Annotated in this window: 26 protein-coding genes, 1 tRNA gene and 1 pseudogene; 11 read left to right on the top strand and 17 right to left on the bottom strand. The window is 68.2% G+C overall.

The genetic code is table 11. The features are described from left to right. Position 1: 1 nt before the first annotated feature. The 5 genes from ACZ601_RS17590 to ACZ601_RS17570 all read right to left on the bottom strand — a co-directional run bounded on the left by ACZ601_RS17590 (position 2) and on the right by ACZ601_RS17570 (position 3374). The gene (locus ACZ601_RS17590; RefSeq protein ID WP_469538641.1) at positions 2-1249 is read right to left on the bottom strand and encodes an ATP-binding protein; all 1248 of its coding nucleotides are present in this window, start codon (positions 1247-1249) and stop codon (positions 2-4) included. 374 nt (positions 1250-1623) lie between these two features. Then, complete coding sequence (locus ACZ601_RS17585; protein WP_469538638.1) at positions 1624-1902, bottom strand: hypothetical protein; 279 nt, start codon at positions 1900-1902, stop codon at positions 1624-1626. Between the two features lie 44 nt (positions 1903-1946). Continuing rightward, positions 1947-2378 carry a hypothetical protein gene (locus tag ACZ601_RS17580; RefSeq protein WP_469539478.1) on the bottom strand — a complete coding sequence of 144 codons (432 nt, stop codon included), beginning with the start codon at positions 2376-2378 and terminating at the stop codon, positions 1947-1949. A gap of 132 nt (positions 2379-2510) precedes the next feature. After that, on the bottom strand, positions 2511-2822 hold the full coding sequence (locus ACZ601_RS17575; RefSeq protein ID WP_469538636.1) for a hypothetical protein: 312 nt from the start codon (positions 2820-2822) through the stop codon (positions 2511-2513). 75 nt (positions 2823-2897) lie between these two features. Beyond that, positions 2898-3374: a DUF4265 domain-containing protein gene (locus ACZ601_RS17570; protein WP_469538633.1), complete on the bottom strand. Its 477-nt coding sequence runs from the start codon at positions 3372-3374 to the stop codon at positions 2898-2900. A gap of 209 nt (positions 3375-3583) precedes the next feature. Between ACZ601_RS17570 and ACZ601_RS17565 the strand changes: the two genes are divergently transcribed. Continuing rightward, on the top strand, positions 3584-4717 hold the full coding sequence (locus tag ACZ601_RS17565) for a barstar family protein (RefSeq protein ID WP_469538630.1): 1134 nt from the start codon (positions 3584-3586) through the stop codon (positions 4715-4717). Positions 4718-4837: 120 nt separating this feature from the next. Here ACZ601_RS17565 and ACZ601_RS17560 read toward each other — a convergent pair whose 3' ends face one another. From ACZ601_RS17560 to ACZ601_RS17540, 5 genes are all read right to left on the bottom strand, one after another. Further along, the gene (locus ACZ601_RS17560; protein WP_469538629.1) at positions 4838-5029 is read right to left on the bottom strand and encodes a hypothetical protein; all 192 of its coding nucleotides are present in this window, start codon (positions 5027-5029) and stop codon (positions 4838-4840) included. A gap of 5 nt (positions 5030-5034) precedes the next feature. After that, complete coding sequence (locus ACZ601_RS17555) at positions 5035-5622, bottom strand: hypothetical protein (protein WP_469538627.1); 588 nt, start codon at positions 5620-5622, stop codon at positions 5035-5037. A gap of 188 nt (positions 5623-5810) precedes the next feature. Beyond that, complete coding sequence (locus ACZ601_RS17550) at positions 5811-8384, bottom strand: hypothetical protein (RefSeq protein ID WP_469538624.1); 2574 nt, start codon at positions 8382-8384, stop codon at positions 5811-5813. 15 nt (positions 8385-8399) lie between these two features. Next, the gene (locus ACZ601_RS17545; protein WP_469538622.1) at positions 8400-8927 is read right to left on the bottom strand and encodes a hypothetical protein; all 528 of its coding nucleotides are present in this window, start codon (positions 8925-8927) and stop codon (positions 8400-8402) included. 595 nt (positions 8928-9522) lie between these two features. After that, positions 9523-9939: a hypothetical protein gene (locus ACZ601_RS17540; RefSeq protein WP_469538620.1), complete on the bottom strand. Its 417-nt coding sequence runs from the start codon at positions 9937-9939 to the stop codon at positions 9523-9525. Between the two features lie 283 nt (positions 9940-10222). Here ACZ601_RS17540 and ACZ601_RS17535 point away from each other — a divergent pair. Beyond that, positions 10223-11036 (top strand): annotated as a pseudogene (locus ACZ601_RS17535) (winged helix-turn-helix domain-containing protein); the annotation flags it as partial. A 230-nt stretch (positions 11037-11266) separates the two neighbouring features. Here ACZ601_RS17535 and ACZ601_RS17530 read toward each other — a convergent pair. Then, a tRNA-Pro gene (locus ACZ601_RS17530) sits at positions 11267-11340 on the bottom strand. A 171-nt stretch (positions 11341-11511) separates the two neighbouring features. Next, the gene (locus tag ACZ601_RS17525; protein ID WP_440579426.1) at positions 11512-12453 is read right to left on the bottom strand and encodes a metallophosphoesterase; all 942 of its coding nucleotides are present in this window, start codon (positions 12451-12453) and stop codon (positions 11512-11514) included. A gap of 79 nt (positions 12454-12532) precedes the next feature. On the opposite strand from ACZ601_RS17525, the gene ACZ601_RS17520 reads away from it, so the two are divergent. Next, on the top strand, positions 12533-12997 hold the full coding sequence (locus tag ACZ601_RS17520) for a GatB/YqeY domain-containing protein (RefSeq protein WP_469538615.1): 465 nt from the start codon (positions 12533-12535) through the stop codon (positions 12995-12997). Between the two features lie 147 nt (positions 12998-13144). Here ACZ601_RS17520 and ACZ601_RS17515 read toward each other — a convergent pair whose 3' ends face one another. Next, positions 13145-15394: a transglycosylase domain-containing protein gene (locus ACZ601_RS17515; RefSeq protein WP_469538612.1), complete on the bottom strand. Its 2250-nt coding sequence runs from the start codon at positions 15392-15394 to the stop codon at positions 13145-13147. 397 nt (positions 15395-15791) lie between these two features. On the opposite strand from ACZ601_RS17515, the gene ACZ601_RS17510 reads away from it, so the two are divergent. Continuing rightward, complete coding sequence (locus ACZ601_RS17510; RefSeq protein ID WP_185092287.1) at positions 15792-16142, top strand: WhiB family transcriptional regulator; 351 nt, start codon at positions 15792-15794, stop codon at positions 16140-16142. A gap of 144 nt (positions 16143-16286) precedes the next feature. Here the strand turns inward: ACZ601_RS17510 and bagB are convergent, their stop codons facing one another. After that, positions 16287-17768, bottom strand: coding sequence for an ATPase BagB (bagB, locus tag ACZ601_RS17505; protein ID WP_469538609.1), 1482 nt, complete (start codon positions 17766-17768; stop codon positions 16287-16289). Then, positions 17765-18754: an ATPase BagA gene (gene bagA / locus ACZ601_RS17500; protein WP_469538606.1), complete on the bottom strand. Its 990-nt coding sequence runs from the start codon at positions 18752-18754 to the stop codon at positions 17765-17767. Before bagA ends, bagB begins: the two co-directional genes overlap by 4 nt. A gap of 82 nt (positions 18755-18836) precedes the next feature. Between bagA and ACZ601_RS17495 the strand changes: the two genes are divergently transcribed. The 4 genes from ACZ601_RS17495 to ACZ601_RS17480 all read left to right on the top strand — a co-directional run bounded on the left by ACZ601_RS17495 (position 18837) and on the right by ACZ601_RS17480 (position 21444). After that, on the top strand, positions 18837-18995 hold the full coding sequence (locus tag ACZ601_RS17495; protein ID WP_132856578.1) for a DUF4177 domain-containing protein: 159 nt from the start codon (positions 18837-18839) through the stop codon (positions 18993-18995). Then, a complete protein-coding gene (locus ACZ601_RS17490; RefSeq protein ID WP_390087895.1) occupies positions 18995-19465 on the top strand; it encodes a RidA family protein in 471 nt (156 codons plus the stop codon). Before ACZ601_RS17495 ends, ACZ601_RS17490 begins: the two co-directional genes overlap by 1 nt. Before the next feature lie 231 nt (positions 19466-19696). Beyond that, positions 19697-20617, top strand: coding sequence for an NUDIX hydrolase (locus ACZ601_RS17485; protein ID WP_469538602.1), 921 nt, complete (start codon positions 19697-19699; stop codon positions 20615-20617). Further along, entirely contained in the window at positions 20614-21444 is an 831-nt protein-coding gene (locus ACZ601_RS17480; RefSeq protein WP_469538600.1) for an MBL fold metallo-hydrolase, read from the top strand. Before ACZ601_RS17485 ends, ACZ601_RS17480 begins: the two co-directional genes overlap by 4 nt. A gap of 125 nt (positions 21445-21569) precedes the next feature. Here ACZ601_RS17480 and ACZ601_RS17475 read toward each other — a convergent pair whose 3' ends face one another. After that, a complete protein-coding gene (locus ACZ601_RS17475; RefSeq protein WP_024490688.1) occupies positions 21570-22244 on the bottom strand; it encodes a Crp/Fnr family transcriptional regulator in 675 nt (224 codons plus the stop codon). A 382-nt stretch (positions 22245-22626) separates the two neighbouring features. Here ACZ601_RS17475 and nth point away from each other — a divergent pair, with 382 nt between their 5' ends. From nth to ACZ601_RS17460, 3 genes are all read left to right on the top strand, one after another. After that, complete coding sequence (nth, locus tag ACZ601_RS17470) at positions 22627-23592, top strand: endonuclease III (RefSeq protein WP_469539475.1); 966 nt, start codon at positions 22627-22629, stop codon at positions 23590-23592. A gap of 61 nt (positions 23593-23653) precedes the next feature. After that, on the top strand, positions 23654-24406 hold the full coding sequence (locus ACZ601_RS17465) for an NUDIX hydrolase (protein WP_469538597.1): 753 nt from the start codon (positions 23654-23656) through the stop codon (positions 24404-24406). Positions 24407-24499: 93 nt separating this feature from the next. Next, entirely contained in the window at positions 24500-25705 is a 1206-nt protein-coding gene (locus ACZ601_RS17460) for a MarP family serine protease (RefSeq protein WP_311304767.1), read from the top strand. Positions 25706-25912: 207 nt separating this feature from the next. Here the strand turns inward: ACZ601_RS17460 and ACZ601_RS17455 are convergent, their stop codons facing one another. Next, positions 25913-26116 carry a hypothetical protein gene (locus ACZ601_RS17455; RefSeq protein ID WP_440576619.1) on the bottom strand — a complete coding sequence of 68 codons (204 nt, stop codon included), beginning with the start codon at positions 26114-26116 and terminating at the stop codon, positions 25913-25915.

Raw genomic sequence — 26116 nt, 5'->3', positions numbered from 1 at the left:
ATCATCTCCCAGATTTCTCCCAACCCCTAGTGCGTGGCATGGCGCTCGGTTCGCGAGTGCGGCCGGGAGTCGCATTGCGTGAGCAAGTTCGCCGGCGCTGGTGGTGCGCTGACGCTCGCATCCTGCCGACGATGGCTGCGGCCTGCTCCGGGTGTCCCTCCAGCCACTTGCCTAGGTTCCCGCGGACGGCCGCGCGCACGCAGGTGCGCACTTCTGCGTTGCCCAGTACCCCGTGGGTGGCGCCTTCGAACTGGGGATGGTCCAGCTTCACTGACACGACCGCCGTCAGTCCCTCGCCGATCCGGTCCGAGGTGAGATCGGGGTCCGCCGCTGTCAGCAGTCGCCGCTTCCGGGCGTAGGCGTTGATCGCGTCCGCCACTCCTTCGCGGAAGCCCACCACGTGGGACCCGCCATAGGGGGTGGGCTGGCTGTTGGCGAAGCTGCGGACTTGCTCCCTGCGGGAGGTGCACCACCGCAGGGCCACCTCCGCCGTGCCTGCCATCCTCGAGTCCTCCCAGGCGAAGGCAATGGTGTCCAGGTGAATGGGTGATCCCGCTGAGGCATCAAGGGAGATGATGAAGTCCCTTATCTTGCCCAGGAATTGTTCCGACCGGAGTTCGTCCGGACGGCGGGCATCGGTCAGCGAGATGCTCAGGCCCCGGTTCAGGAAGGCCAGTTCCCTGAATCGTCCCGCCAGCACGGTGAAGGAGCACTCCACGGTCTCGAAGATGTCGGAGTCGGGCCAGAAGGTGAGGGTGGTCCCACTGCCGGATGTTGGACCCACGGCGGTGGGCGGAGCTACGGGGACGCCGCCCCGGTACTCCTGAACCCAGCAGGCACCATCGTGCTGCACCTCCGCCGTCAGGTGGCTCGACAGGGCGTTGGTGACGCTGGGCCCGATGCCGCCCAGGTCCAATGCGGCAATGTTGCGGCCTACGGGGCGTACCCCGGTGTACATGCGAGTCAGTAGAGTCTCGAGGTCGCTGGGATCATCGGTGACCTCGGCGGAGATCCCCGGTCCGTCATCGGCGACCCGCACGCCGCCGTCGGCTTGCAGGGCGACATCGACGCAACTGGCCCGGTCGGCCAGGACTTCGTTCACCGCGTGCCCCACGGCCTCGAACACCGCTTGGTGCAGGCCACGTTCGCCGGTCGACCCGACGTACATCCCAGGTCGCTTCCGAATGGCTTCCGCCCCGTGCAGCACCGTGATGTGGGTGGTGTCGTACCGGTAGGCATTCTCGCTCACGAAGTCCCCCTCCGACCGTGCCCGGCAGTGTTGACCAGCCTAAGCAGGTCTCCGAAGAACGCCAGGTCAGAGCCAGTTCACAGGAGGCGTGGATGGGTGGGGGAGCGTCTATCTGGATGCAGATGGCCCAGGCGTCGAGGTAGACCAGTAGACTGCGGCCCGACCCCGGCCGGGGTCGTGTACGGCCCTATTCTCGGCAGCCCCAAGGCCCTAATTTCAGGGCGATGTACGGCGTGGCGTCAGGCCACCATCCGCTGTGCTGTGGTCGATCGCCGTTCTCCTGGTGGCATCGTGACGGCAAACTGTGGACGTGAATTCGGACCTACCCTGACCTCGATGCGGTGCCGCTGACCTGCACATCGGTGGCCGGCAGGTCAGGCTTCCGGCGCTGTGAGGTGTCGCCGGGCTACGCCCCATACGTCTTCGAATTCCTGGAGAGCCAGCGGTTCCTCGATGTGGCCTTCCCATTCGGTGACGGGTGACTCTGCGGTGAAACCGAACCGGGCACCGTCGTCATCGGCCGACGCGGCCACGACGGGGCGCAGCGCAGGTCCTTCGAGTTCGACCTGCCGTCTGACCCAGCCGTCGTCGTCGACCTCGAAGTAGAACCACGTGTCTTCTTCGTCCCAGTAGCTGCGGAACCATCGCGTCACCGGCTCATCCTGTCCCACCAAGCTCGTACCTGGTACCTCCATGATCAGTCGAACCAGACCACGAGCCGTACGTTCTCCGGGCCGTGCAGTACACCGAGCGTTCGCATCACTTCCCAGACCGGTCCCCAGGGGCTGGCGTCTCCGGCGACCGCACGACGGCTGCGGGCGCCGGACTCATCGGTCTCGTCCCAGTCGGCGGCGCTCAGCTCGGCCCAGGTGATCCAGGTGGTGCCATGGGCGTACTGGGGCCCGCCGTCGGCGGCGAAGTCGGTGCGTACCCCGTCGGAGGCGTCACTCGGCAGTCCGCGCTCTTCGGCCAGGGGCCGGAACCCGAAACTGTTGCGCACTCCGAAGAGGCAGGCAAGGGCGTCGTACGCGTTGCCGGTGTTAAGCAGGAACAGGTCGATGGTGGCGGTCCAGACGGCATCCTCGTCGTCCTCGCCCAGGACCTTGGCCCACGGCCTGCACTCGATCATTCCGCTCACGTCGATGGATATGCTCGGATTCTGATGGGCAGGGACGGTGCCTGTCGTCTGTGTTTCACCACCAGCACTTCCCGCAGGGGAGATATTTGGGGCGGAGGGGCCTTGGACCAAACTGCGGTCTGTTCAATGCGCTGAAGGTCGCACCCATTGGGTGAGGTCTGACAGAGCGAGGACGAGATCCTCTTCTGTCTGGAGGAGGCGGTGCTCAGGGCGGACCTGACCGTTCTCGATGTCTGCGTGGTCGAGTTCTGCCTCGCCGGTGTCCCAGACAGTGATGGTGGCGAGTCGGGCGCTGGTGCCCAGGGTCACCCAGGCGCTGTCCTTGCTGCGGCCGTCGGCCGGAGAGGTGCCGAGCTCACAGCCGATCGCCGAGGCTTGGAGGTCGGCCGCTTGGTTGGTGCACCAGGTGGCAAGTACATGAGGGAAGTCAGTCATGGCCACTCCGTTGGATGGGTTCGCACCGGGGCGGTGGCCAGCGCGAGGGGAAGTGAGCTGGAGGTCCCGCAAATGTCAGGCATTCCGCCAGTCCTCAGTGCTGCAGCCAACTTCGTAGTGCCACCACCCTTCCTCTTCCCCATGAGCCAGGAGCGCCTTGATCCCGGCGAAGTCCGCACCGGCCGGTGCGGTGAAGGCCACCATGGGGAAGTTCTCGCTGAACACCTCACCGCCGAGCCCGAACGCCGAAAGACGCTCGTGCACCGCCTGGGAGCTGCGTCCCAAGGGGCCGGTGGGAATGGGTACGACGCGAACCGTGCAGTTGCCGGCGGTGCTGACGCGTCCAACGGCCCAGTGGTGGCCGTCGGCGTCGGTCTGATAGCGAACCACGTCACCTTCAGCGACCCCGTCCTGAAGGAAGGGGATGTTCTGCACGATGGCTGTGTCAGCGCCGAGCGTCGTTGCCCACAGGCCCTCTGTGTCCTGCGGGAACCACCCCTCACGAGGGACAAACCGGAACCAGACCTTGATCTTCTCGACCGTGCTCTCCATGACGGGCATCATGCGCCGCCTGGGATCGGCGCTTCCCACTGGGGCTGAACTGGTCGATCGGCTGAGCCTGTCGTTGGCTATGACCCACGGGTAATAATCAGTTGAATCCATCCTCAACCGGCTCCGTACTGTGGGCGAGAGGGATCGCCTGGGTGTACGGGGGTTGAGTGCGAGTCGGAGATCATGCCGAGTGGGAGCGGAGCTTCCCGGTGAAGTACCTGCTCGTCCACCAGGACGAAGACGACCAGGATGAGTTCTGGGGGCGCTGCGCGGGTGTCGAGGGCATGTTCGTGGACAAAGCACCGCCACCACGCGAGGTCCTGACGCTGCGGGGATGTGAGCCTGAGGGGCTGCTGCGCGATGCGCTGATGCCGAGCCGGACGTCGACCGCCTTGCTGGGTGACGTATGCGTCGAGGTCTGGGACGAAGAGCAGCCGTTGCAGTGGTGGTCATTGCTCGACTGTCTCGTCATCACGCATCAGCCAAACCGGGATGATCCGACCCTGGTGGACATCGTGGTCGGAGCGGGCGTCGCGGAAGAGCACGCCTGGACACACACCCTGCCGATGCCGCCGCGGTTCAAGCTGGTCGAAGGGTCCACGGGGATGCCCGGTTCGGTCGGCCATTGCCTGGCTGTGGACGGGCTGTTCGTGACGCGAGGTGCTCCGGCGCCCGTGCCGATAGGGCTCGTTGGCTGCGAGCCCGCGGAACCCCTCCTCGCTGTCCTGCGCCGGCCTCGCAAGTGGGATCGGGACTGGGTGGGGCTGTGGGCTCTGGACCGCGTCGGCCGGGTGATGTATCGCCACAACGTCCACCTGCGCATCGAGACCGCCCGGCCGTCCGTACTGGGCGGCAGTCTCCTCGACGTCAAGCTTGCCGACGGCGGTGAGGACAGGCCGCCGCTACTGGCCCGCTCGATCTGGGAGACCTGGTACAGGGGCGCCCCGGACATTAGTAATCAATGGGCTCCGCTCTCCGTCGAGGGCAGGTCCGAATGGCTCGACCTGACCGCCACCGGCATGAGCGGACAGGGCCCAGACCGTTCGGGCGGAATCCACCATCTCGACGGTGCGTACGCCACGGACGTGCCTGGCCTGCACTGCGCGCTGGCGGAGGCGCTGGCGGAACCTGGCGGCTATTACGGCCGGGAATGGAACGCCTTCAACGACTGCCTGCACGGTGGCTTCGGTGTGACCGCACCCTTCACTCTGTTCTGGCACGACGCCGACGTCGCTCGCCAGGCGCTGGCTGACGACATCTGGGACGCCGAGAAGGGGCTGAGCTACTTCGAGGAGATCGTGCGGCTCCTCGAATCCTTCGGCGTCACGGTCGTTCTCCAGTGACAAGGGCGCGACGTCCCGGCCTGTTCGCACCCTCACCCGCGGATCTTGTAAACGCGCAGTCAGGGGGCCGATCGGCCGCAGCCACGTTCACGTTGGGCGGTTAGGGAACGCTGGCTGCGATCACGGCGGCCCGGTCACCTCCGTGGGGTCCTCCGGGAGATGGCCGTGCAGGCGATACCCCATCTCGTCGGGGTGCCGGGTGACGCGGGCCAGTCGCCAGGCCGCCTCGTACGACATACGTCCGTGGTTCTGGGCACGAAGCCGCACCGCCAGCAAGTTGGTGACCGGATCGAGAAGCCAGCGCAGGAGCATCAGCTTCACTGGAAATCGCCGGCGATGGCGGTGAGGGCACGGGCGGCGTCCTCGTCACCGAATGCTCTTACGGTGCCTGCAAGTAGGACGAGTAGTTCCTTGCAGCCTTCAGGGGTCAGCTTGCCGACGAAATCGTGGATGACCTGAGCGATAACGACCCACTGCTGTCCAGGTTGCCACTGCCTGACCGTGCGGACCAGATCTTCGAGATCCGTACCGGCTGGTGGGCCGCCCAGGCGGGGCCAGTTCTCGGCCGAGCCTTCCAGGGCTGTGTAGAGACGGGCGGCAGCGGGGTTGGCGAGGATGTGTTCTTGGAGGAATTCCTCGCGCGCTTTGGCCTGGCGACGGGCCAGCTCGTCCAGCTCGAGTTCGCGACGCAGCAGCTCTTCCTGGCGACGGTGGTTCTGCTGGAGCTGTTCCGCGGCGAGCGCGGCCTTCTGGGTTGCTTCGTCCACCTCGACACTCACGGTGGCGTCCACGACGATCACGCCCACGCCTCTGAGGGGCAGGGCTTTGGCGAGTGCAGTGCCAATGTCCTGCTCAGCGGCGTCAGGTCGCAGGACATCGCAGGCGGCGGCTGCTTCATCGATCACGGCCCTGACGAGTTGCCCGGCTGCGTACGGGGCCGCGGGGATGTCGGTGTCGTCACGTCGCCGCCATGTCGCTCGGACGTGCGTGCGGAAGTGGAGCGTCGGGTCCGCGCTGCGTGGTCGGTCGGAGAAGGTGGAGACCCAGGTGGCGCCGCCCGGTTGGGCGGCGCTGTCGGGGGCGGGCCGACGCCTCATGCGGCTTCGCGCTCCTCTGACGTGCCTGCCTCGGGGTCTTCCTGCAGCAGGAGGCGCTGGACCTTGGCGAGGTCGGCGTCGAGGAGAGAGGAGAGTTCGAGTTTCAGGTTGGCCCGGTCGTGCGAGTACGGGCGGTCTTCGCTCTGAACCCATACTTGTGAGCAGGTACGCAGAGCCTCGCGCAGGGTCGGGCCTTCAGGACCGCGGACGTCGACGGCCCGCCGAAGGGTGTCGAGGATGATCGTTCGCAGAGGCGTCCGCTCAAGAGCCGCATCGAGCCACAGGAAGATGGCTCGGTCGAGTTCGCGATCCCCCGCCGCTCCGGTTGCCTGACGTAGGAGAGTGCGCCACCCGGTGACAAGGCCGGCGACTGGAGGCCGGAAGTCCTCCTCTTCGTCGGAGTCCGGAGTGGTGTCGCTGTGGAGTACCAGCGGCACTCGGTCGGCTTGTGGCGCAGACGACGCGGCGAGAGCGGTGAAAGTACGGTGGCCAACGGTGTCCCGGATCTTCTCGTCGCCGCACCAATCGACGACGTACCCGAAGAGCGTCTTCCGCACGGAGGTGTCCGCCCACAGCACCTGGATCGCTTCGCGCAGGCTGTCCACGACCTCCGGCACCCCGCTGCTGGCCACGCGCTTCAGGCGGCGTAGCGCCTTCCCGGTGTGACGTCGTCCGAACTGTCCGGTGCAGACCTCGACGACGGCCTGTTGGAGGGAGGCATCCTTGCGCTTGGCCCAGGAAAGCAACAGGGAGTGCACGTACGGAGCGCTGGCTGCATGGATCGCCGCGTTGTCGAGCAGCTTCACGGCTAAGGGCCACAGTTCCTTGTCCGTGCCGTGTGCGTACCACGCCGTGACGATCGCCTCTAGCGGTTCTTGTCTGCGATGGCGTACGGCCCAGCGCAGCGCGAACTCACCGATGCGGGCTGCCAAGGCGCGACGGGCGTCCTTGGTGATGGTCTCCAGGGCTTCCTTGTTCGTCCCTGTGTCATCGATGGGGACTTGGGCGAGCCACTTCAAGAAGGAGGTGCGGGCCAGCGGACGGTCGTTCCAGAAATACTCGATCGCGGCGTCATCCCAGTGCGGCCGGTCGAAACGGAGGGTCCCGTCCTCCTCGCGGCGCGCTTTGATGGCCTTGGTCATGGCGATCACGCCTGGCGCCTGTTGCCCGTGGACAGGGACAGGCGTGTCGCGTTTGTCGAGCGTGTCGGTCAACTCCGCTGCCTTGGCGTACACGTGGCCTACCGGGTCACCGCGCAGGACCGCTGCGGTGAGGAGGAAGTTCCGTTCGAAGCTGGTCCGGACGCGGCCTTCTGGTTCGTGCCACTCGTAGAGTGCGTCTTCCCAGTTGCTGAGGACAGCCACGACATTGGAAATCTGGTCGTCGAGGGAGCGGCGCCGCTCGGCAGGCGTTTGCTGCGCCGAATCCCGAGTCACGTCCGAGAGGGCATCGGCTGCGAGTTGCTCGGCGGTCCGGTGCTCATCGAGCATGAGGGGAGTGACGTTCAAGATGTCCGTGGGCGTCATACCGTCGATGAGCTGGCGTATGTCGGCTCTGCCGAGCCAGGCATTGACGGGGAACGACGGCTCCTGCGCCAGCAGCCAGCGCGTGGCGATGTCGTGAGGATGGATATCGCCCAGATCTGGCGCAGCACTCGGCGGCGCGCCGTGGCTGATTCGTCGCCACTGTTCCGGTCGGGTCAGGACGATGAGTCGGTTGTCTCGGCGGGCCAGCTGCTCACCGAGCTTCCCCAGGCCGGAACCAAATGTGTCGGCTACCTGGAATCCGTCTTCGTCTGGCGGGAGTTCGATTAGGAATCCGCACCGACGGTCATGAGGCAGACGTCGGGCGGGGAAGTGCTGGGATCCACCGAAGGAGAGGGGCCGTACTTCCGAGATCAAACCTTCTTCCACCAGCTGGTCGAGAAGGGCGTATGCGGTCGTGGTTCTGCTGCTGTTGGGTGGGCGGTTGATGACCAGGACGGAACCTGAAGGTCGCAGGACCTGAAGGGCCTGGGCGAAGGGGCTGCGGGTTCGGTCTGTGTCTTCTGAGCGGGGCTTGGCATAAACCCTGCGGATCACTGCCAAGTATTCGGCGTCGATGGGCGCGTCTGCGTCCAGCGTCTGCTCGAACACGTACTTCGTGCCGATCATCTCGCCCAGGTTGATCATTGCGCGCTGGAGCGTGGCCGCCTGCCCGACGGCTTCGATCGCCTCGGGGGACGGTTGTTCCGTTCTGCCCCGCTCAGCTTCTCGATGAGCGGCGGGTTCCGGGCTGTTCGGTGGGATGGCAGGAGCAGGGGGATACAGCGTGGGCGCGCATCCTGACTGTGAGCTCGCCGACCCGATCACTTCGGGACGAGCGGGCACTGTTGACTCGGTGTCGGCCTCGGAGACTGGGGTGGGCGTGTCAGCGGAGGCGGCGGCCTCTGTGCGTTTGGTCTGGTTTACGTCGCTGTACTGGTCGAGTAGCGGTGGACGTCCGCGCAACTCTTCGGCAGCGCTATATGGGCTTCCGGTAGCCGGAACGGACTGCTGCTGGATGAAGTCCTGCTCATCGTCGAGAGCCATCGGTTGGGCCGCCTCTCAGCCGATGGTTCCGTCGATCTCCACGCCGACCTGTTCCGCTGCCGCCTCGACGACCTTCGCGGACTGGTCCACGCGAACGCGGCCCGTCCTGGAAATTTCCTGCGCACGTACACCGACCTGGTGGCCGGTGAGTTGTTCCGCGCGCTGCGTGACGGAGACGCCCGGGCGCGCGGGCCGCTCCTCCGCGGCGCCGAAAGGTAGCTGGCGCCCGTAGATCTCCTCCAAGTCCAGGCGGAGCGCACCCAACAGATCCCTGAGCCCCGCATCGTCTCCCTGCAGAAGCGCCGGGCGGGTCAGATACACCTGGAGCGCTCCCCGAGCCTCGGTGATGCGCTCGATCCGCGCAGAGGACAGTTCAGCCGGGCGAACGGTCAACGCCCCGAGCTTTCCATCGACTTGCTCCGGTTCCTCCACGGGAACCCGACCAGCGCGCCGATCGAGGACCGCTCCGGCCCGGTCGAACAGGAACTTGACCGCCTCGGTGAGTGCGGTGCCGACGAGCATCGGAAACGTCAGTGGATCCACGGATGTGCCCTCCCCGTTGATTGCGTGACCCGCTGTGTACGCGCGGGCGCAAAAACCTGACTGACGGTACGGTTGCTGTCACTCAGAGAGAAGAGGCTTTCCGGTCACTCATAGTGATGTCCCAAACGCTCTTGGCGTTCATGTGTGCGATGCCCTTGACGTGGGCGCAGTCAGTTGGCGCCCGGCTGGCGCGCATAGGGCAGACGCACTTCCGGCCGGGACTGTGCGGAATAGCTCAGGCGAGAGCTTCCCGGTATGGCCGAAATACGCAAAAGGAGCGCCCGACTCCGCCAAACGATCTCCAGGGACGAGTCAGGGGCCCGACCTGCGATGCGGATCAGGCCCCTGACCTGGTGTTTCAGCTGTCGGGGTGACGTGATTTGAACATAGGACCCATTCGTCCCGAATGAGGTTCGAGTGGGCTCGTGATCGGCGGCGATGGGTATCGGTGCTGGTCAGAGACTTGCTGCGGGGCGGGCTCGCATGGCTTCAGCGGGTATCCGTTGGAAGATCATCTCCCAGATTTCTCCCAGCGAGGGCCGACTGCCTGCACGCTGGGCGCAGAGTGGCGTGGTTGCCGCAGTAAGTTTGCGTATCAGGTGAGGCTCTTGCGGCGTGCGCGCAGGGAGTAGGTCGTCGGCCCGCCCGGCCTGCCGCTCTTCGACCAGCCGCCGCTCGTCGCGATGACCCAGCCCTGCTGCTCCTTCATCTGCGCGGCGAAGGTACGGCGGTCGTTGATGGAGCAGCCGCAGGTGAGGATGACGTCGATGTCGAGGTACTGGCTGCGAGGGTTGTCGTCGCCGTACGGATCCTTGATCCATTCGACCTTGTGGATGTGGTCCTTCAGGCCCGTTCGCTCTTCGTCATGCTTGATCCCGAGTGCCTTGGCGAACTCGTCCAGGTCGTCGATCTCGAAGAGGTCGCTCGACCACTGGCCGGGCCAGACGGCGAACAGCCGGGACTCTCCGGCGACCGCGCGCTCGTAGGCGGCACGCTGGTCCCCGTGCGTCACGGTGCCATCCCCGTGGACCTCGATATAGCACGTCGTACTTGAGGCGTACGGGAAGTCTCTGCCGGTTGCGGCTGCGCTTCGTGGTTTCATTGGCCCCCCAATGTGGTTCTACGGCAATGCACTTTGTTCGATCCCAGTGAACAACAGGTCGGCATTGCAGGGGTGCCATCTCATGAAAGGTGATCGGAGCGCGTTGTCGACCAGAGCGCCGTTGGTTACTGAGCTTGAACTCGTGATGTCGTAGTGGCTGACGGGTTGTGGTCTCCTGCGGTATCACCGGGGCGTGAGGTATCCACAGGGTGGCGGGCTGACCGCCGAACGGCACCAGTTCCGCGAGGAGTTACGGGGCCAGGCGGCCGAGCGGTTCGCAAGGGGCGAACCGAGCTCAGCGATCGCCAAAGATCTGCGTGTCAGCGTCCGGTCGGTTCAGCGATGGCGGCGGACCTGGGATGAGGGTGGTCCGCGGGCCCTGCGCTTGCGTGGGCCCGCGTCGCTGCCACGGCTGAATGAGAAGCAGTTCGCGCAGTTGGAGGCGGAGCTGGACAAGGGGTCGGCCGCGCACGGGTGGGAGGACCAGCGGTGGACGCTGGCCGGGGTCAAGACGGTGATCGGCCGGCGCTTCCATATGGCCTACACCGTTCAGGGCGTGCGCAAGTTCCTGGTGCGAAACGGCTGGTCCTGTCAGGTCCCGGCCCGACGCGCGATGGAGCGGGACGACGAAGCGGTGGCCGGGTGGGCCCGGAAGGTGTGGCCGTGCGTGGAAGGCTCGCGGCGGTCCGTGGGGCCTGGCTGGTCTTCGAGGACGAAGCCGGATTCTCCATGACGCCGCCGCAGGCCAGGACATGGTCCCAGTGTGGCCGGACCCCGGTGGTGCGGGTCCGCGGCCGCTCCCGGCGACGCGTCTCCATCGCCGCGCTGACCTGCTACAAACCCGGCACCGCTCCCGGCTGATCTACCGGCCTCGCAGGGACGACGGCCGACGCGACGGCCGTAAGAGCTTCTCCTGGCATGACTACCGTGACCTGCTGATCGCCGCACATCGGCAGCTCGGCGGCCCGATCGTCCTCATCTGGGACAATCTGAACGTTCACAAGGCCGTTGTTGACAACAATTGTCGGCCCCTGACCCCCAGCGGCTCCGGTAACCAGAGTTCGCGAACGTGCAGCGCTGAGGTGCCTATGGCGATAGCGCGGATGGTGTCGGGGGCGGCGAGGGCTGGGAGACCCCGACCAAGATCTTCTCCCAGATTTCTCCCAAACGATCACCGGAGACGCAGGAAGAGCCCGAACCGCGATGCGGATCAGGCCCTGACCTGGTATTTCAGCTGTCGGGGTGGCGGGATTTGAACCCACGACCTCTTCGTCCCGAACGAAGCGCGCTGCCAAGCTGCGCTACACCCCGATCGCCGCCAGTGTCCCGGCGACATCGATTACTTTAGCCCACCTGCGGCCGGAGACGAAATCCGGTTTTTATCCCGATCGAGGTGTGGGTGAGGGGTACCGGGGTGGGGTAGGTCTGATGGCGGGGGCGCGAGGGCCGGACGGGGAAGGTGAGCAGAGGGTGTGCGACTGGTTACGCGTCCCGGGGTGTCAGGGTCAGCAGCGTCGCCTCCGGGGGGCAGGCGAAGCGGACCGGGGTGTAGCGGTTGGTGCCGCAGCCGGCCGAGACGTGGAGATAGGCGCGGTTGCCGTCCACCGAGTGGGAGGAGAGGCCCTTCACGCGGTCCGTGTCCAGGTCGCAGTTGGTGACCAGGGCTCCGTAGAAGGGGATGCAGAGCTGGCCGCCGTGGGTGTGGCCGGCCAGGATCAGCGGGTAGCCGTCCGAGGTGAAGGCGTCCAGGGAGCGCAGGTAGGGGGCGTGGACCACGCCGATGGAGAGGTCGGCGCCCGTCTCCGGGCCGCCCGAGACCTCCGCGTAGCGGTCGCGCTTGATGTGCGGGTCGTCGAGGCCGGTGAAGGCGAGCTCCAGGCCGTCGAGCTTGAGGCGGCCGCGTGTGTTGGAGAGGTTCAGCCAGCCCGCCTCGTCGAAGGCGTCCCGCATGGGTTCCCACGGGTTGTGGACGACGTTGACCGCCGGGGCGTTCCCGTTGAGGCCGTGCTTGCCCGCGGTCTTCTCGAAGAGGTAGCGGACGGGGTTACGGAGCTTGGGCCCGTAGTAGTCGTTGGAGCCGAAAACGTACACGCCCGGGAGCTCCATCAGCGGGCCCAGCGCGTCCAGCAGCTCCGGTACCGCCTCCGGGTCGGAGAGGTTGTCGCCGGTGTTCACGACGAAGTCCGGCCGCAGTCCCGCGAGTGACTGCAGCCAGGCGCGCTTCTTCCGCTGACCGCTCACCATGTGGACGTCGGAGATCTGCAGGACGCGCAACGGACGTGCCCCGTGCGGGAGTACGGGGACCGTGACCCTTCGCAGGCGGAACGAGCGGGCCTCGAATCCGGCTGCGTAGGCGAGACCGGCGGCGCCGGCCGCGGCGGTGACCGCCGTGATTTTCAGGGGTACTCCGTAGCGTGCGCGCATGCGCCCATCGTCGCAGACGGTTCGTGTCCACGGGAAAACCGGCGGGCGGTGGGCGCCCCGCACCTGCCACAATCACCACATGACCACGCTCAAGTCCAAGCTCAAGGAAGACCTCACCACGGCCATGAAGGCGCGTGACGAGCTGACCTCGTCCACGCTCCGACTGACCCTCACCGCGATCACCAAGGAGGAGGTCAGCGGCAAGTCGGCCCGCGAACTCTCCGACGACGAGGTGCAGAAGGTGATCGCCAGGGAGGCGAAGAAGCGTCGCGAGGCGGCCGAGGCCTTCTCGCAGGGCGGCCGGACCGAGCAGGCCGAGCGGGAGAAGAGGGAGGGCGAGCTGCTCGACGCCTACCTCCCGCAGCAGCTGAGCGACGACGAGCTGGCCGCGATCGTGGCGTCCGCAGTCGATGAGGCGAAGGCGGGCGGCGCCGAGGGGCCGCGTGCGATGGGCGCCGTCATGAAGATCGTGAACCCGAAGGTCGCGGGGCGTGCGGAGGGCGGCCGGGTGGCCGCTCAGGTCAAGAAGCTCCTCGCGGGCTGAGCCCACGGCCAGCAGGTGTCGTCGGCAGGCATTGCCGGCAGGTGTCGTCCGCAGGTGTCGTCGGCAGGTAATGGCCTGCAGGCGGATGTGAAGGAGGGGCGCTCCCGGCCGGGGGCGCCCCTCCTTCACATCTACGGCAGCGGCAGCTCAGGGACCGTTCGACCCGCCGTCCTGCTGACCACGGCCGTGGCCGTTGCCGTCGTTGCCGCCGATCAGGTCCGGCGGAATGCTGATGCCGGGGAAGGGGCTGCCGCCGCCGGGCTTGTTGTCGCCGTTGCCCGGCTTCTTCTTGTCCTTGTCCTTCTTGCCCTTGTCTTCCTTCGGCTTCGCCCGCGGTACGTCGACCGCGTTGAAGGCCGGCGTCTCGGAGGCGTTCAGGGAGCCGGTCATCGCGGTCTTCCAGATCGGACCGGGCAGACAGCCACCGCAGACGTCGTCGTAGTACTGGCCGCCGATGGTGATGTTGCTCATCGGGATCTGCTTGGCACCGTCACTGCCGACCCACACCGCCGTGGACAGGTTCGGCGTGTAGCCGACGAACCAGGCGTTCTTGCGCTCGTCGGTGGTACCGGTCTTGCCCGCGTTGTCACGGTCGCTGAGACCGGCCTGCTGTCCGGTGCCGTCCGCCACGACGCCCTTGAGCATCTGGTTGATGGTGTCCGCGGTGTGCTCGCTCATGGCCTGCGTGCACTTCGACTTCGGAACGTCGAGCTGCTTGCCGTTCGGGCTGGTCACCGAGAGGATCGCGATCGGGGAGCAGTACTTGCCGCGGTTGGCGAAGGTGGCGTACACCGAGGCCATCGCCAGCGGCGTCGACTCCTGGCCGCCGAGGGTGGTGGAGGCGACCGGCTGCAGCGGCTTGTTGTTGCCGCGGATGTAGCCGACCTTGTCCGCCATCGAGAGGGTCTCGCAGAGACCGGCCTTCTGCTCCAGCTTCGCGAAGTAGGTGTTGATCGACTTGCCCAGCGCGCTGGTCATGTCGAAGGTGCCCTTCTCCGTCTCCAGCTCGTTCGACACCTCCCAGGGGCGGTTGTCCGCAGGCCGGTTCTCGCAGGTACGGAAGCTCTCGCCGGGCAGTGAGATCTGGTGGTCGGAGGTGAAGTCCTGCGCCGGACTGATCCCCTTCTCCAGGGCCGCCGCCGCGGTGATCGGCTTGAACGTCGAACCGACCTGGAAGCCGGCGTAGCTGCCGCCCATCTTGTGGTCGACGTTGAGGTTCAGCACGGTCTGGTGCTTGGACTGGTCCAGTCCGTACGGACGGGACTGGGCCATCGCCGTGATCTGGCCCGTACCCGGCTTCACCTGCACGACCGCGTCGGCGATCTTGTCGTCCTTGTTGACCCGGGAGGTCGCGGCCTCGTTGGAGGCGGCCTGCGAGCGCGGGTCGAGCGTCGTTTTGATCGTGAGACCGCCGGTCGCCCAGAGCTTGGCACGGTCCTTCGCGGTCTTCCCGAAGGCGGGGTCGCCCGTGACGATCTGCCGTACGTAGTCGCAGAAGAAGCCGGAGCCGCTGACCGCGGTGATGCAGCCGTTCTGCGGCCGCTTGACCTTCAGCTTGATCGGCGCCGCCTGGGCCTTGGCGGCCTCGGCCTTCGAGATGTCCCCGACGTCCGCCATCCGCTGGAGCACGGTGTTGCGACGCTTGGTCGCCTCCTCCGTGTCGTTCACGGGGTCGTAGCGGCTCGGCGACTGCACGATGCCGGCCAGCAGCGCCGCCTCCTCGACCTTCAGGTCCTTCGCGGACTTCGAGAAGTAGCGCTGCGAGGCCGCCTCGACCCCGTACGCCTGCTGCCCGAAGAAGGTGATGTTGAGGTAGTTCTCCAGGATCTTCTTCTTGCCGAGCTCTTCCTCGACCTGGATCGCGTACTTCAGCTCCTGGACCTTGCGGCCGAGCGTCTGCTGGGTGGCCTCCGCGACCTTGGCCGGGTCGTCGCCCGCCTCCTCGACGAAGACGTTCTTCACGTACTGCTGGGTGAGGGTCGACGCGCCCTGCGCGGTCCCGCCCGACTGAACGTTTCGGTTCATCGCGCGCAGGATGCCCTTGAGGTCGACCGCGCCGTGTTCGTAGAAGCGGGCGTCCTCGATCGCGATGATCGCCTTCTGCATGTACGGCGAGATGTCCTTCAGCGGCACAACGGTGCGGTCGCGGGAGTAGACCGTGGCGATCTGGCCGCCCTGGTTGTCCAGGATCGTGGTTCGCTGCATCAGCGGCGGAGTCTTCAGATTGGCCGGGATCTCGTCGAATCCGTCGACCGTCCCCTTGGCGGCGAGACCCAGTGCTCCGGCGGCCGGCAGCGCGATGCCCGCCAGGACCACTCCGGAGAGTGCGGCGACACCGAGGAACTTGGCGGCCTGCTGGGTCGTCGTGAGACCCCCGCCCGAGCGCTTCTTTGGCATGGGGGCAGCCTACGTTCTCATTCGCCGGACACACGTATATGCCTTGGCCTAAGCTGCTCTCAACTGTCACAGCAGTCCGGTTTCGTATCAACCCCCCTGCATGACCCTGTGGATGGCCCGACCGCGATTCAGGCGCTCCCGAAAACGCCTCGTGTGTCATCGAACGTCCGTTGTGTCTCAGATGGTCTGTCCCGATTCTCTCGGGATAGTCGCGGATGTCCTCACCTCACTCCCCTGGGTGATCTGCCGCATACGCATAGTCCGTTCGGGCCATTCAAGATTGGGCCCGAAGGGGGTGTTGTGCTGTCGCCACCTTCCGTAACGTCCTCAACTGGCAGCGGTGAATATGCCGCTGTCGCCGTGGGGGAGCCTCGATTCGGGAGAGGACGGCGCCGGGATGGGCTGGGTAACCGACTGGAGTGCGCAGGCAGCCTGCCGCACTACCGATCCGGATGAACTGTTCGTACAAGGGGCAGCGCAGAACAGGGCCAAGGCGGTGTGCACCGGATGTCCGGTGCGGACCGAGTGCCTGGCCGATGCGCTGGACAATCGCGTCGAGTTCGGCGTGTGGGGCGGGATGACCGAGCGGGAGCGCCGCGCACTGCTGCGCAGGCGTCCGACCGTCACGTCCTGGCGCCGGCTGCTGGAGACCGCACGCAGCGAGTACGAGCGGTCCACGGGCATCCTGCCCGTGGCGATCGGGCTGGAGGACGACGAGCTGCACGAGACGCTCGCCGCCGTGGGGTAAACCCCGGGACGGTGGGTGAGCGGTCCGGCCCCGTGGTGCGGACCACGTGGTGCGGGCGGGTTCCTGACGCGCACGAGGGTTCCTTACGCGCGCGACGGATCCTGACGCGCACGACGGATTACGGCACGACGGACTACGGGGTGGCTAGGCAGCCCCGGCCGGAGCGGAACCGGTCGCGAGCCGGTCCCCGATGGCTCGCAGCCCTGCGAGGTCATGGACATCTCCGGGCAGCGCGGCCACCGCCGTCACGGCCACCTCGGGATGCTGCGCGGTGAAACGGTCGCGTGTGTGCTGTTCGCGCGCGACCACCTGCATCCTTTCGGCGTGCAGATGCAGCAGACCGGCTGTCAGCTGCTCGACGGAGACAGCCGGGGCAGCGGAGATATCCGCGTCTGTGTCTGTGTCTGTCTCCGCGTCTGCGTCGGCTTCTGGTGTGGCCTCTGGTACGTCGGTGGGCTCGTGCTCATGGTTGTGCTCGTGCTCGTGCTCGGACAGGTCGGGGGTGACGGCTCCAGCGGTGTCCGTGGTCTGTGCGGTCCCGGCCGCGGGGGAGTCGGCGGGCTCACGAAGTCCAGCCTTCCCGGCCCCCTGATCCACAATGCCGGCCGCATCAAGATTTTCTGCGGCGGCCAGCGCCTGCCCGGCCGAGAGCCGCGCGGCCTCGCTGTCGTGCACCCGGTTGAGGACCAGCCCCGCCAGCGGCATGTCTTCCGCGGCCAGCCGCTCCACGAAGTACGCCGCCTCGCGGAGCGCGTCCCGCTCCGGCGTCGCGACGACGAGGAACGCCGTGCCGGGTGCCTGGAGCAGCTTGAACGTGGCGTCGGCTCGGGTGCGGAACCCGCCGAACATGGTGTCCATCGCGGCGACGAAGGTCTGTACGTCCCTCAGGAACTGGCCACCGAGCAGCTTCCCCAGCGTCCCGGTCATCATCGACATGCCCACATTGAGGAACTTCATCCCGGCCCGGCCGCCCATTTTGGCCGGGGCCATCAGCAGCTTGATGAACTTCCCGTCCAGGAACGAGCCGAGCCGCTTCGGCGCGTCCAGGAAATCAAGCGCGGAACGCGACGGCGGGGTGTCGACGACGATCAGGTCCCACTCCTCGCGCGCCCTGAGCTGACCGAGCTTCTCCATCGCCATGTACTCCTGCGTGCCCGCGAAGCCGGCCGACAGGGACTGGTAGAAGGGGTTCTCCAGAATCGCGCGGGCCCGCTCGCCGTCCGCGTGCGCCTCGACGATCTCGTCGAAGGTCCGCTTCATGTCGAGCATCATGGCGTGCAGTTCACCGGAGCCCCGTGTCTCGATGCCCTTTACCTGGCGGGGGACGTTGTCCAGCGAGTCGATGCCCATGGACTGGGCGAGCCTGCGGGCCGGGTCGATGGTGAGGACGACGACCTTGCGGCCGCGCTCGGCCGCGCGTACGCCGAGCGCCGCGGCGGTCGTGGTCTTGCCGACTCCGCCCGAGCCGCAGCACACGATGATCCGGATGTCCGGATCGTCGAGGAGGGCGTCGGTGTCCAGGGCGGGGGCCGGCGCGGGCGCGGACGCGGGCGCCGCTGAGGGACCGTCGTGGTTGCCGCTCCCGTCGTGGTTGTCGCCCCCGTCGTGGTTCCTGTCCGATGTCATGAACCCACTCCTTGTCCCGCCGCCCCTGCGCCCACGCCTTGCTTACGGAGCTCCGTCGCAAGTTCGTACAGTCCGGCCGGGTCCACACCCTCGCCGATCAGCGGGAGTTCGTAACCCGGAAGTCCGAGGCCTGCCAGAACCGCGCGCTGTTCACGCTCCAGCCCGACCCGCTGGGCATGCTCGGCGGCCTGCGCGAGCAGCGGGCGCACGAGGGCCGCGGAGCCGGTCACGCCGGCCCGGGTGAGCGTTTTGGCGATCTCCTTGCGGCGGCCGCCCGCGGCGGTGCGCAGCGCGTCCTCGTCCAGCAGATGCGGGCGCACCATGTTCACGATGACCCGGCCCACCGGCAGCTCGGCCGCCTGGAGCTCGGCGATGCCGTCGGCGGTCTCCTGGACCGGCATCTCCTCCAGGAGGGTCACCAGATGGACCGCGGTCTCCGGGGACTTCAGCACCCTCATCACGGCCTGGGCCTGATTGTGTATCGGGCCTATCCGGGCCAGCCCCGCCACCTCGTCGTTCACGTTGAGGAAGCGGGTGATGCGGCCGGTCGGCGGGGCGTCCATGATCACGTAGTCGTAGACGAACCGGTTCTGCTTGTCCTTGCGGCGGACCGCCTCGCAGGCCTTGCCGGTCAGCAGGACGTCCCGGACGCCGGGCGCGATCGTGGTGGCGAAGTCGATCGCGCCGAGTTTCTTGAGCGCCCGGCCCGCGCTGCCGAGCTTGTAGAACATCTGGAGGTAGTCGAGGAGGGCGCGCTCGGCGTCGATCGCGAGGGCGTGCACCTCCCCGCCGCCCGGTGCGACGGCGATCTTGCGCTCCTCGTAGGGGAGGGAGTCCGCCTCGAAGAGCTGGGCGATGCCCTGTCTGCCCTCGACCTCGACGAGGAGGGTGCGCTTGCCCTCGGTCGCGAGGGCAAGCGCGAGGGCGGCGGCGACCGTGGTCTTACCGGTACCGCCCTTGCCGCTGACGACCTGGAACCTGCTCACGTATTCGAGCCTAACCAGTCGTACCGCAGGCTACGCACGAGGCTGCGCGTCTCGTGGATTGCACAGGCATTACAGTCGGGCCATGACCAAGTGGGAATACGCGACCGTGCCCCTTCTCGTGCACGCGACCAAGCAGATTCTGGACACCTGGGGCGAGGACGGCTGGGAGCTGGTCCAGGTCGTTCCCGGCCCGAACAACCCCGAGCAGCTCGTGGCCTACATGAAGCGGGAGAAGCAGTAGTGGCGGGCGTCGTCGAGGCGAAGCTCGCCGAGCTCGGACTGCCCCTGCCGGCCGTCGTGCCGCCGCTGGCCTCGTACCAGCCGGCCGTGCAGTCCGGGGTGTACGTGTACACCTCGGGCCAGCTGCCGATGGTGGACGGCAAGCTCGCCGTCACCGGCAAGGTCGGCGCGGAGGTCACGCCCGACGAGGCCAAGGAGCTGGCGAAGACCTGCGCCCTCAACGCGCTCGCCGCGGTGAAGTCGGTCGCGGGCGACCTGGACCGGATCGCGCGTGTCGTGAAGGTCGTCGGCTTCGTCGCCTCTGCCACCGACTTCACCGGGCAGCCCGCCGTGATCAACGGCGCGAGCGAACTGCTCGGTGCCGTCCTCGGAGACAAGGGCGTGCACGCGCGCAGCGCCGTGGGCGTCGCGGTGCTGCCGCTGGACGCACCGGTCGAGGTCGAGATCCAGGTCGAACTGACCGGGGTCTGAGCCGGCCGGTCTCCAGCCACGGCACTCGCCGACTTCCTCCGATCCCGCCCGGTCACGACGACCGGGCGGGATCTTCTGCGTGCGGGAGCGGATCGTCGGTGCGCCGGGGGAACTTCTGCGTGCGGGAACCGATCAGCTGTGTGCCGGTGGCGATCATCTGTGCTGTGTACGGGGCATGTACGGATCTCGGCCCCCCTCGAACATCCTCGCGGTTCCGGATAGCCTCCGGCCATGTCCAATGGTCAGTGGTACCCACCGGAATGGCCCGACCGGATCCGGGCCCTCGCCACCGGCGAACTGACGGCCGCCACCCCCCGGCGGGCCGCCACCGTGATGCTGCTCCGGGACGCCGTCGCCGGTACCGGGGGCGGGCCCACTGTCCACATGCTGCGCCGGCGCACGTCGATGGCCTTTGCCGGAGGGGCGTACGCCTATCCGGGTGGCGGGGTCGACCCGCGCGACGACGACCGGCTCGTCGGCTGGGCCGGGCCCGCGCCGGAGAGCTGGGCGCGGCGGCTCGGGGTCGGCACCCCCGCCGAGGCGCAGGCGATCCTCTGCGCGGCGGTCCGGGAGACGTACGAGGAGGCGGGCGTCCTGCTCGCGGGCCCGACCGCGGACACCGTCGTCTCGGACACCACCGGCGAGGACTGGGAGGCCGATCGCGAGGCGCTGGTCGCACGGGAGCTGTCGTTCGCGGAGTTCCTGGAGCGCCGCGGACTGGTCCTGCGCTCGGATCTGCTCGGCGCGTGGGCGCGCTGGATCACTCCGGAGTTCGAACCGCGCCGCTACGACACCTGGTTCTTCGTGGCCGCGCTCCCGGCCGGCCAGCTCACCCGCAACGCCTCCACGGAGGCCGACCGCACGGTGTGGATCGGTCCGGGGGAGGCGGCCGACGGCTACGACCGCGGCGAACTGCTGATGATGCCGCCGACGGTCTCGACGCTGCGCGGGCTCAGGGCCCACGCCACCGCCGCTCAGGCGCTGGAGGCGTCCTCGGCCCAGGACCTCGCTCCCGTACTCGCACAGGCGCGCCTGGAGGGCGACGAGCTGGTGCTGAGCTGGCCGGGGCACGCGGAGTTCACCAAACACATCCCGGCGGCCGGCAGGGGCAGCGCGGGCGAGGCCGACGTCACGGGCGGTGGGGCGGCATGAGCGACGCGGCAGCGCTGCCCGGACAGCCGCGCGGCGGGGTGCTCTCCGGCCCCGCCACCACCCGTGCGGTCAACGTCCTCGCGCCCAACGCGTCTCCGATGACGCTGGACGGCACCAACACCTGGATCGTCGCCGAGCCCGACTCGGACCTCGCGGTGGCCATCGATCCGGGCCCGCTGGACGACGTCCACCTGCGGGCCGTCATCGACACCGCAGAGCGCTCGGGCCGCCGGATCGGGCTCACACTCCTCACCCACGGCCACCCCGACCACGCGGAGGGCGCGGCGCGGTTCGCGGAGCTGACCCGTACGAAGGTGCGCGCGCTCGACCCCGGGCTGCGGCTCGGGGACGAGGGCCTGGGCACGGGTGACGTGATCACGACCGGCGGGCTGGAGATGTACGTGGTGCCGACCCCTGGCCACACCGCGGACTCGCTCTCGTTCCATCTGCCCGCCGACCGCGCGGTGCTGACGGGGGACACGATCCTCGGCCGCGGGACGACGCTGGTGGCGCACCCCGACGGGCGTCTCGGGGACTACCTCGACTCGCTGCGGCGGCTGCGTTCGCTGACGGTCGACGACGGGGTGCACACGGTGCTGCCGGGGCACGGGCCGGTGCTGGACGACGCGCAGGGCGCGGTCGAGTTCTACCTGGCGCACCGCGCGAACCGGCTGGCCCAGGTGGAGACGGCGGTGGAGGCCGGGTACCGGACATCGTCGGAGGTGGTGGCGCACGTGTACGCGGACGTGGACCCGTCGCTGTGGCCTGCGGCGGAGCTCTCGGTGCGGGCGCAGCTGGAGTATCTGCGGGAGCACGGGCTGATCTGACGGGCCCTGGAAACCGCCGGCGTACGGAGGGGCCCCGCCAGTTCTGACGGGCCCTGCCCTGTGACGTACGCGAGGGGCCCTGCCGGTGTCGGCGGGGCCCCTCGGGCGTTGCGTACGACGACGGGTCAGCGGGACCGCTTGGCCAGCCGCTCCACGTCGAGCAGGATCACCGCGCGGGCCTCCAGCCGCAGCCAGCCGCGGCCGGCGAAGTCGGCCAGGGCCTTGTTGACCGTCTCGCGGGAGGCACCGACCAGCTGGGCCAGCTCCTCCTGCGTCAGGTCGTGCACGACGTGGATGCCTTCCTCGGACTGGACGCCGAAGCGGCGCGACAGGTCGAGGAGCGCACGGGCGACACGGCCGGGCACGTCGGAGAAGACCAGGTCGGACATCTGGTCGTTGGTCTTGCGCAGGCGCCGTGCGACAGCGCGCAGCAGGGCCGTGGCCACCTCGGGGCGCACGTTCAGCCAGGGCTGGAGGTCGCCGTGGCCGAGGCCGAGGAGCTTCACCTCGGTCAGCGCGGTCGCGGTGGCGGTGCGCGGGCCCGGGTCGAAGAGCGACAGCTCACCGATCAGCTCGCCGGGGCCGAGGACAGCGAGCATGTTCTCGCGGCCGTCGGGCGAGGTGCGGTGGAGCTTCACCTTGCCGTCGGTGACCACATAGAGGCGGTCACCCGGGTCACCCTCATGGAACAGCGCGTCGCCGCGCGCGAGGGTCACCTCACTCATCGAGGCGCGGAGCTCCGCGGCCTGCTCGTCATCGAGCGCCGCGAAAAGCGGGGCGCGCCGCAGAACGTCGTCCACGAGTTCTCTCCTTGTCGGCCTGTTCAGGGAACCGTGGTCCCCATCATGCCGGACGGTAAAACAGTGCGATCAATCACAAACCAGTTTGACGCACGCGCGTGCCGAGACGTACGGCAGGGGGCCGATTGGGGGTGGATCATCGGTGACCGGGGCGGATGTCAGTGCCTGGCTCTAGGCTGGCCGGGTGTCCGGAAAGCCGGTGAGAGCGCAGGCCAAGGGGGCTGATGGGGTGTCGGAGGGCCACGATTCCGCTGTGGGCGAACAGGCCGCGAGTGGAGCGAAAAATGCGACAAAAAGCCCGGCTGGACGGATGAAGCAGGTGGGAACGGCGGAACCGGTGAGGACGGCGAAACGGGTGGGATCAAAGAGTGGGACGGGCTCGATGCCGGGGCGGGGGCGGGGGCGGGGGCGGGAGCTGGAGTCGAAGCCCGGTTCGGAGCCGGAGTCGAAGGCCACCCCGAAGTCGAAGCCAACCGCCAAGCCGAAGCCAACCGCCAAGCCGAAGGCGAACGCCAAGCCGAAGCCAACCGCCAAGCCGAAGGCGAACGCCAAGCCCAATCCCAAGCCCAAGCCGAACGCCAAGCCGGAATCGCACCTGGCCATGGTGCGCAGGGCCCGCCGGATCAACCGTGAGCTGGCCGAGCTCTATCCGTACGCCCACCCGGAGCTGGACTTCCGGAACGCCTTCGAGCTCCTCGTCGCCACGGTCCTCTCCGCTCAGACGACCGATCTGAGGGTCAACCAGACCACCCCCGCGCTCTTCGCCGCCTACCCCACCCCCGAGGACATGGCCGCGGCGGTCCCGGAGGAAATGGAAGAGCTCATTCGGCCGACCGGCTTCTTCCGCGCCAAGACCAAGTCGCTGATGGGCCTCTCCACCGCCCTCCGGGACAACTTCGACGGCGAGGTGCCCGGCCGTCTGGAGGACCTCGTCACGTTGCCGGGCGTCGGCCGCAAGACCGCCAACGTCGTACTGGGGAACGCCTTCGGAGTGCCTGGGATCACTGTCGACACCCACTTCGGACGGCTGGTGCGCCGCTGGAAGTGGACCGACCAGGAGGATCCGGTGAAGGTCGAGGCCGATGTGGCGGCGATCTTCCCCAAGAGCGAGTGGACGATGCTCTCGCACCGCGTCGTCTTCCACGGGCGCCGCATCTGCCACGCCCGCAAGCCCGCCTGCGGTGCCTGCCCGATCGCCCCGCTCTGTCCTTCGTACGGAGAGGGCGAGACGGATCCCGAGAAGGCCCGGAAGCTTCTGAAGTACGAGATGGGGGGCCGCCCCGGGCAACGGCTGAGCCCGCCGCCCGACTACCCGGGCGCACCCGCCCCCGCCCTGGGCGCCGAATGATCCGAGGCGCCGCTGCGGAACGAAATGCGTGACGACAGGCGTTGTGAGACGAGGGGTGCCCATGAGGACGCATGAACACAGCACGGACGCGTCGGCCGACGCGGTGGCAGCCGCCGCGTCGCCCGCGCCTGGGTCCGGTGGAGAGGCCTCGATCACCGTCACCACCGAGGGCCTGCCCCGCTGGCTGGACCCCGTCGCCCGTGCCGCGCGCACCGTCGAACCGAGGCAGCTCAGCCGGTTCCTGCCGCCCGAGAGCGGGGCGGGTCGGCAGTCGGCCGTCCTCGTCCTGTTCGGCGAGGGTGCGCGGGGGCCCGAACTGCTCCTGATGGAGCGCGCGGGAAGCCTGCGCTCGCACCCCGGGCAGCCCTCCTTCCCCGGCGGCTCCCTGGACCCGGAGGACGGCGACCAGTCGACGACGGGGCCGCTCAGGGCTGCGCTGCGGGAGGCCCAGGAGGAGACGGGCCTCGATCCGCACGGCGTGCAGCTGTTCGGCGTGCTGCCCCGGCTCTACATTCCGGTGAGCAGCTTCGTCGTGACGCCGGTCCTCGGCTGGTGGCGTGCGCCCAGCCCGGTGGGGGTCGTCGACCCGGGGGAGACCGCGCGGGTCTTCACCGTCCCCGTGGCAGATCTCACGGACCCGGCCAACCGGGCCACGGCCGTCCACCCGAGCGGTCACCAAGGCCCGGCGTTTCTGGTCGAATCCGCACTCGTATGGGGGTTCACGGCCGGTGTGATCGATCGGATTCTGCACTTCGCGGGCTGGGAGCGCCCCTGGGACAGAGCCAAGCAGGTGCCGCTCGACTGGCGCGCATGACAGGCTGACTCCCCGTGCTCCACTGCTCCGGGCCGCCCGCCCGGACCCGGAGAGACGTACGGGCCCGGTGACGAATCTGTGAGGCTATAGACGGTGAACGTGCTGGACATCCTGCTGCTGGCCGGCGCCGTGTGGTTCGCGGTCATCGGATACCGCCAGGGGTTCGTCGTCGGCATCCTGTCGGTGATCGGGTTCCTGGGCGGCGGTCTCGTCGCCGTCTATCTGCTGCCGGTCCTGTGGGATCAGCTGACGGACGGCTCCGAGGTCTCGTCCACGGCCGCCGTGGTCGCGGTCGTCATCGTGATCGTGTGCGCCTCGGTGGGGCAGGCCTTCACCACCCACCTGGGGAACAAGCTCCGCCGGTACATCACGTGGTCGCCCGCGCGCGCCGTCGACGCGACGGGCGGCGCACTGGTCAACGTCGTGGCGATGCTCCTGGTGTCGTGGCTGATCGGCTCCGCCCTGGCCGGCACCTCGCTGCCGACCCTGGGCAAGGAGGTACGCAGCTCCTCCGTGCTGCTCGGCATCTCCCGGGTGATGCCGCCCCAGGCCTCCACCTGGTTCACGGACTTCTCCTCGGTCCTCGCGCAGAACGGCTTCCCGCAGGTCTTCAGCCCGTTCGCCAATGAGCCGATCACCGAAGTCAGGGCCCCCGACCCGGCGCTCGCGGGCAGCCCGGTCGCCGCCCGCGCCAAGAAATCCATCGTCAAGGTCGTCGGTACCGCCCCGAGCTGCGGCAAGGTCCTCGAAGGGACCGGTTTCGTCTTCTCCGACCGCCGGGTGATGACCAACGCCCATGTCGTCGGCGGCGTCGACGAGCCGACCGTCCAGATCGGCGGCCAGGGACGGCTGTACGACGCGAAGGTCGTCCTGTACGACTGGCGGCGCGACATCGCCGTACTCGACGTCCCGGACCTGGACGCGAAGCCGCTCGGCTTCACCGACACCGACCACGACGCCTCGACCGGCAACAGCGCGATCGTCGCGGGCTTCCCGGAGAACGGCGCGTACGACGTACGGTCCGCGCGCGTCCGCGCCCGCATCGACGCCAACGGCCCGGACATCTACCACCGGGGCACCGTCCGCCGTGACGTGTACTCGCTCTTCACGACGGTCCGCCAGGGGAACTCCGGCGGACCGCTGCTGACCCCGGAAGGCAAGGTGTACGGAGTCGTCTTCGCCAAGTCGCTCGACGACCCGAACACCGGTTACGCGCTGACGGCCGACGAGATCCGCGACGACATCGAGCAGGGACGAACCGCCAACCAGCAGGTCGACAGCCAGGCGTGCGCCCTCTAGACCGTGCCCTCTGGACCGTGCCCTCTGGGCCGTGCCCCCTCTGGGCCGTGTCCGCTAGACCGTGTCCGCGAGAGGGAACGTCTCCCGGAAGCCGGGTACGGGAAGCCCCGTCAGGTCCCGCCGCCGGGCGATGCGCTCAGAGCCCGCCGGTGGGGGACCGGCAGGTCGTCCGCGGCGGCCGCGAGGCCGTCCGGGGAGGCGGGGAGGTCATCCGCGCGGGTGGCGCAGCCGTGCCGAGACCCAGCGGGCCCTGCGGCGGAGGATGCGCGGAATGCCGAGCCGGGGATCATGCAGAACATGCATAGCGTGCACTCGGCCCTGGTGGCCGCCCCCCTCATGAATGCCCGGAGCCGCCGTGGCGGTCGAGCGGCGATTGCGTGCTGCGTCACTGAAGTCGTGCGTCCAGCCCAT

This window comes from Streptomyces sp. NPDC104307 (assembly GCF_055584045.1).
Note: the sequence above shows the minus strand (reverse complement) of the source record. Positions and strands in the feature narration are given on the sequence as shown.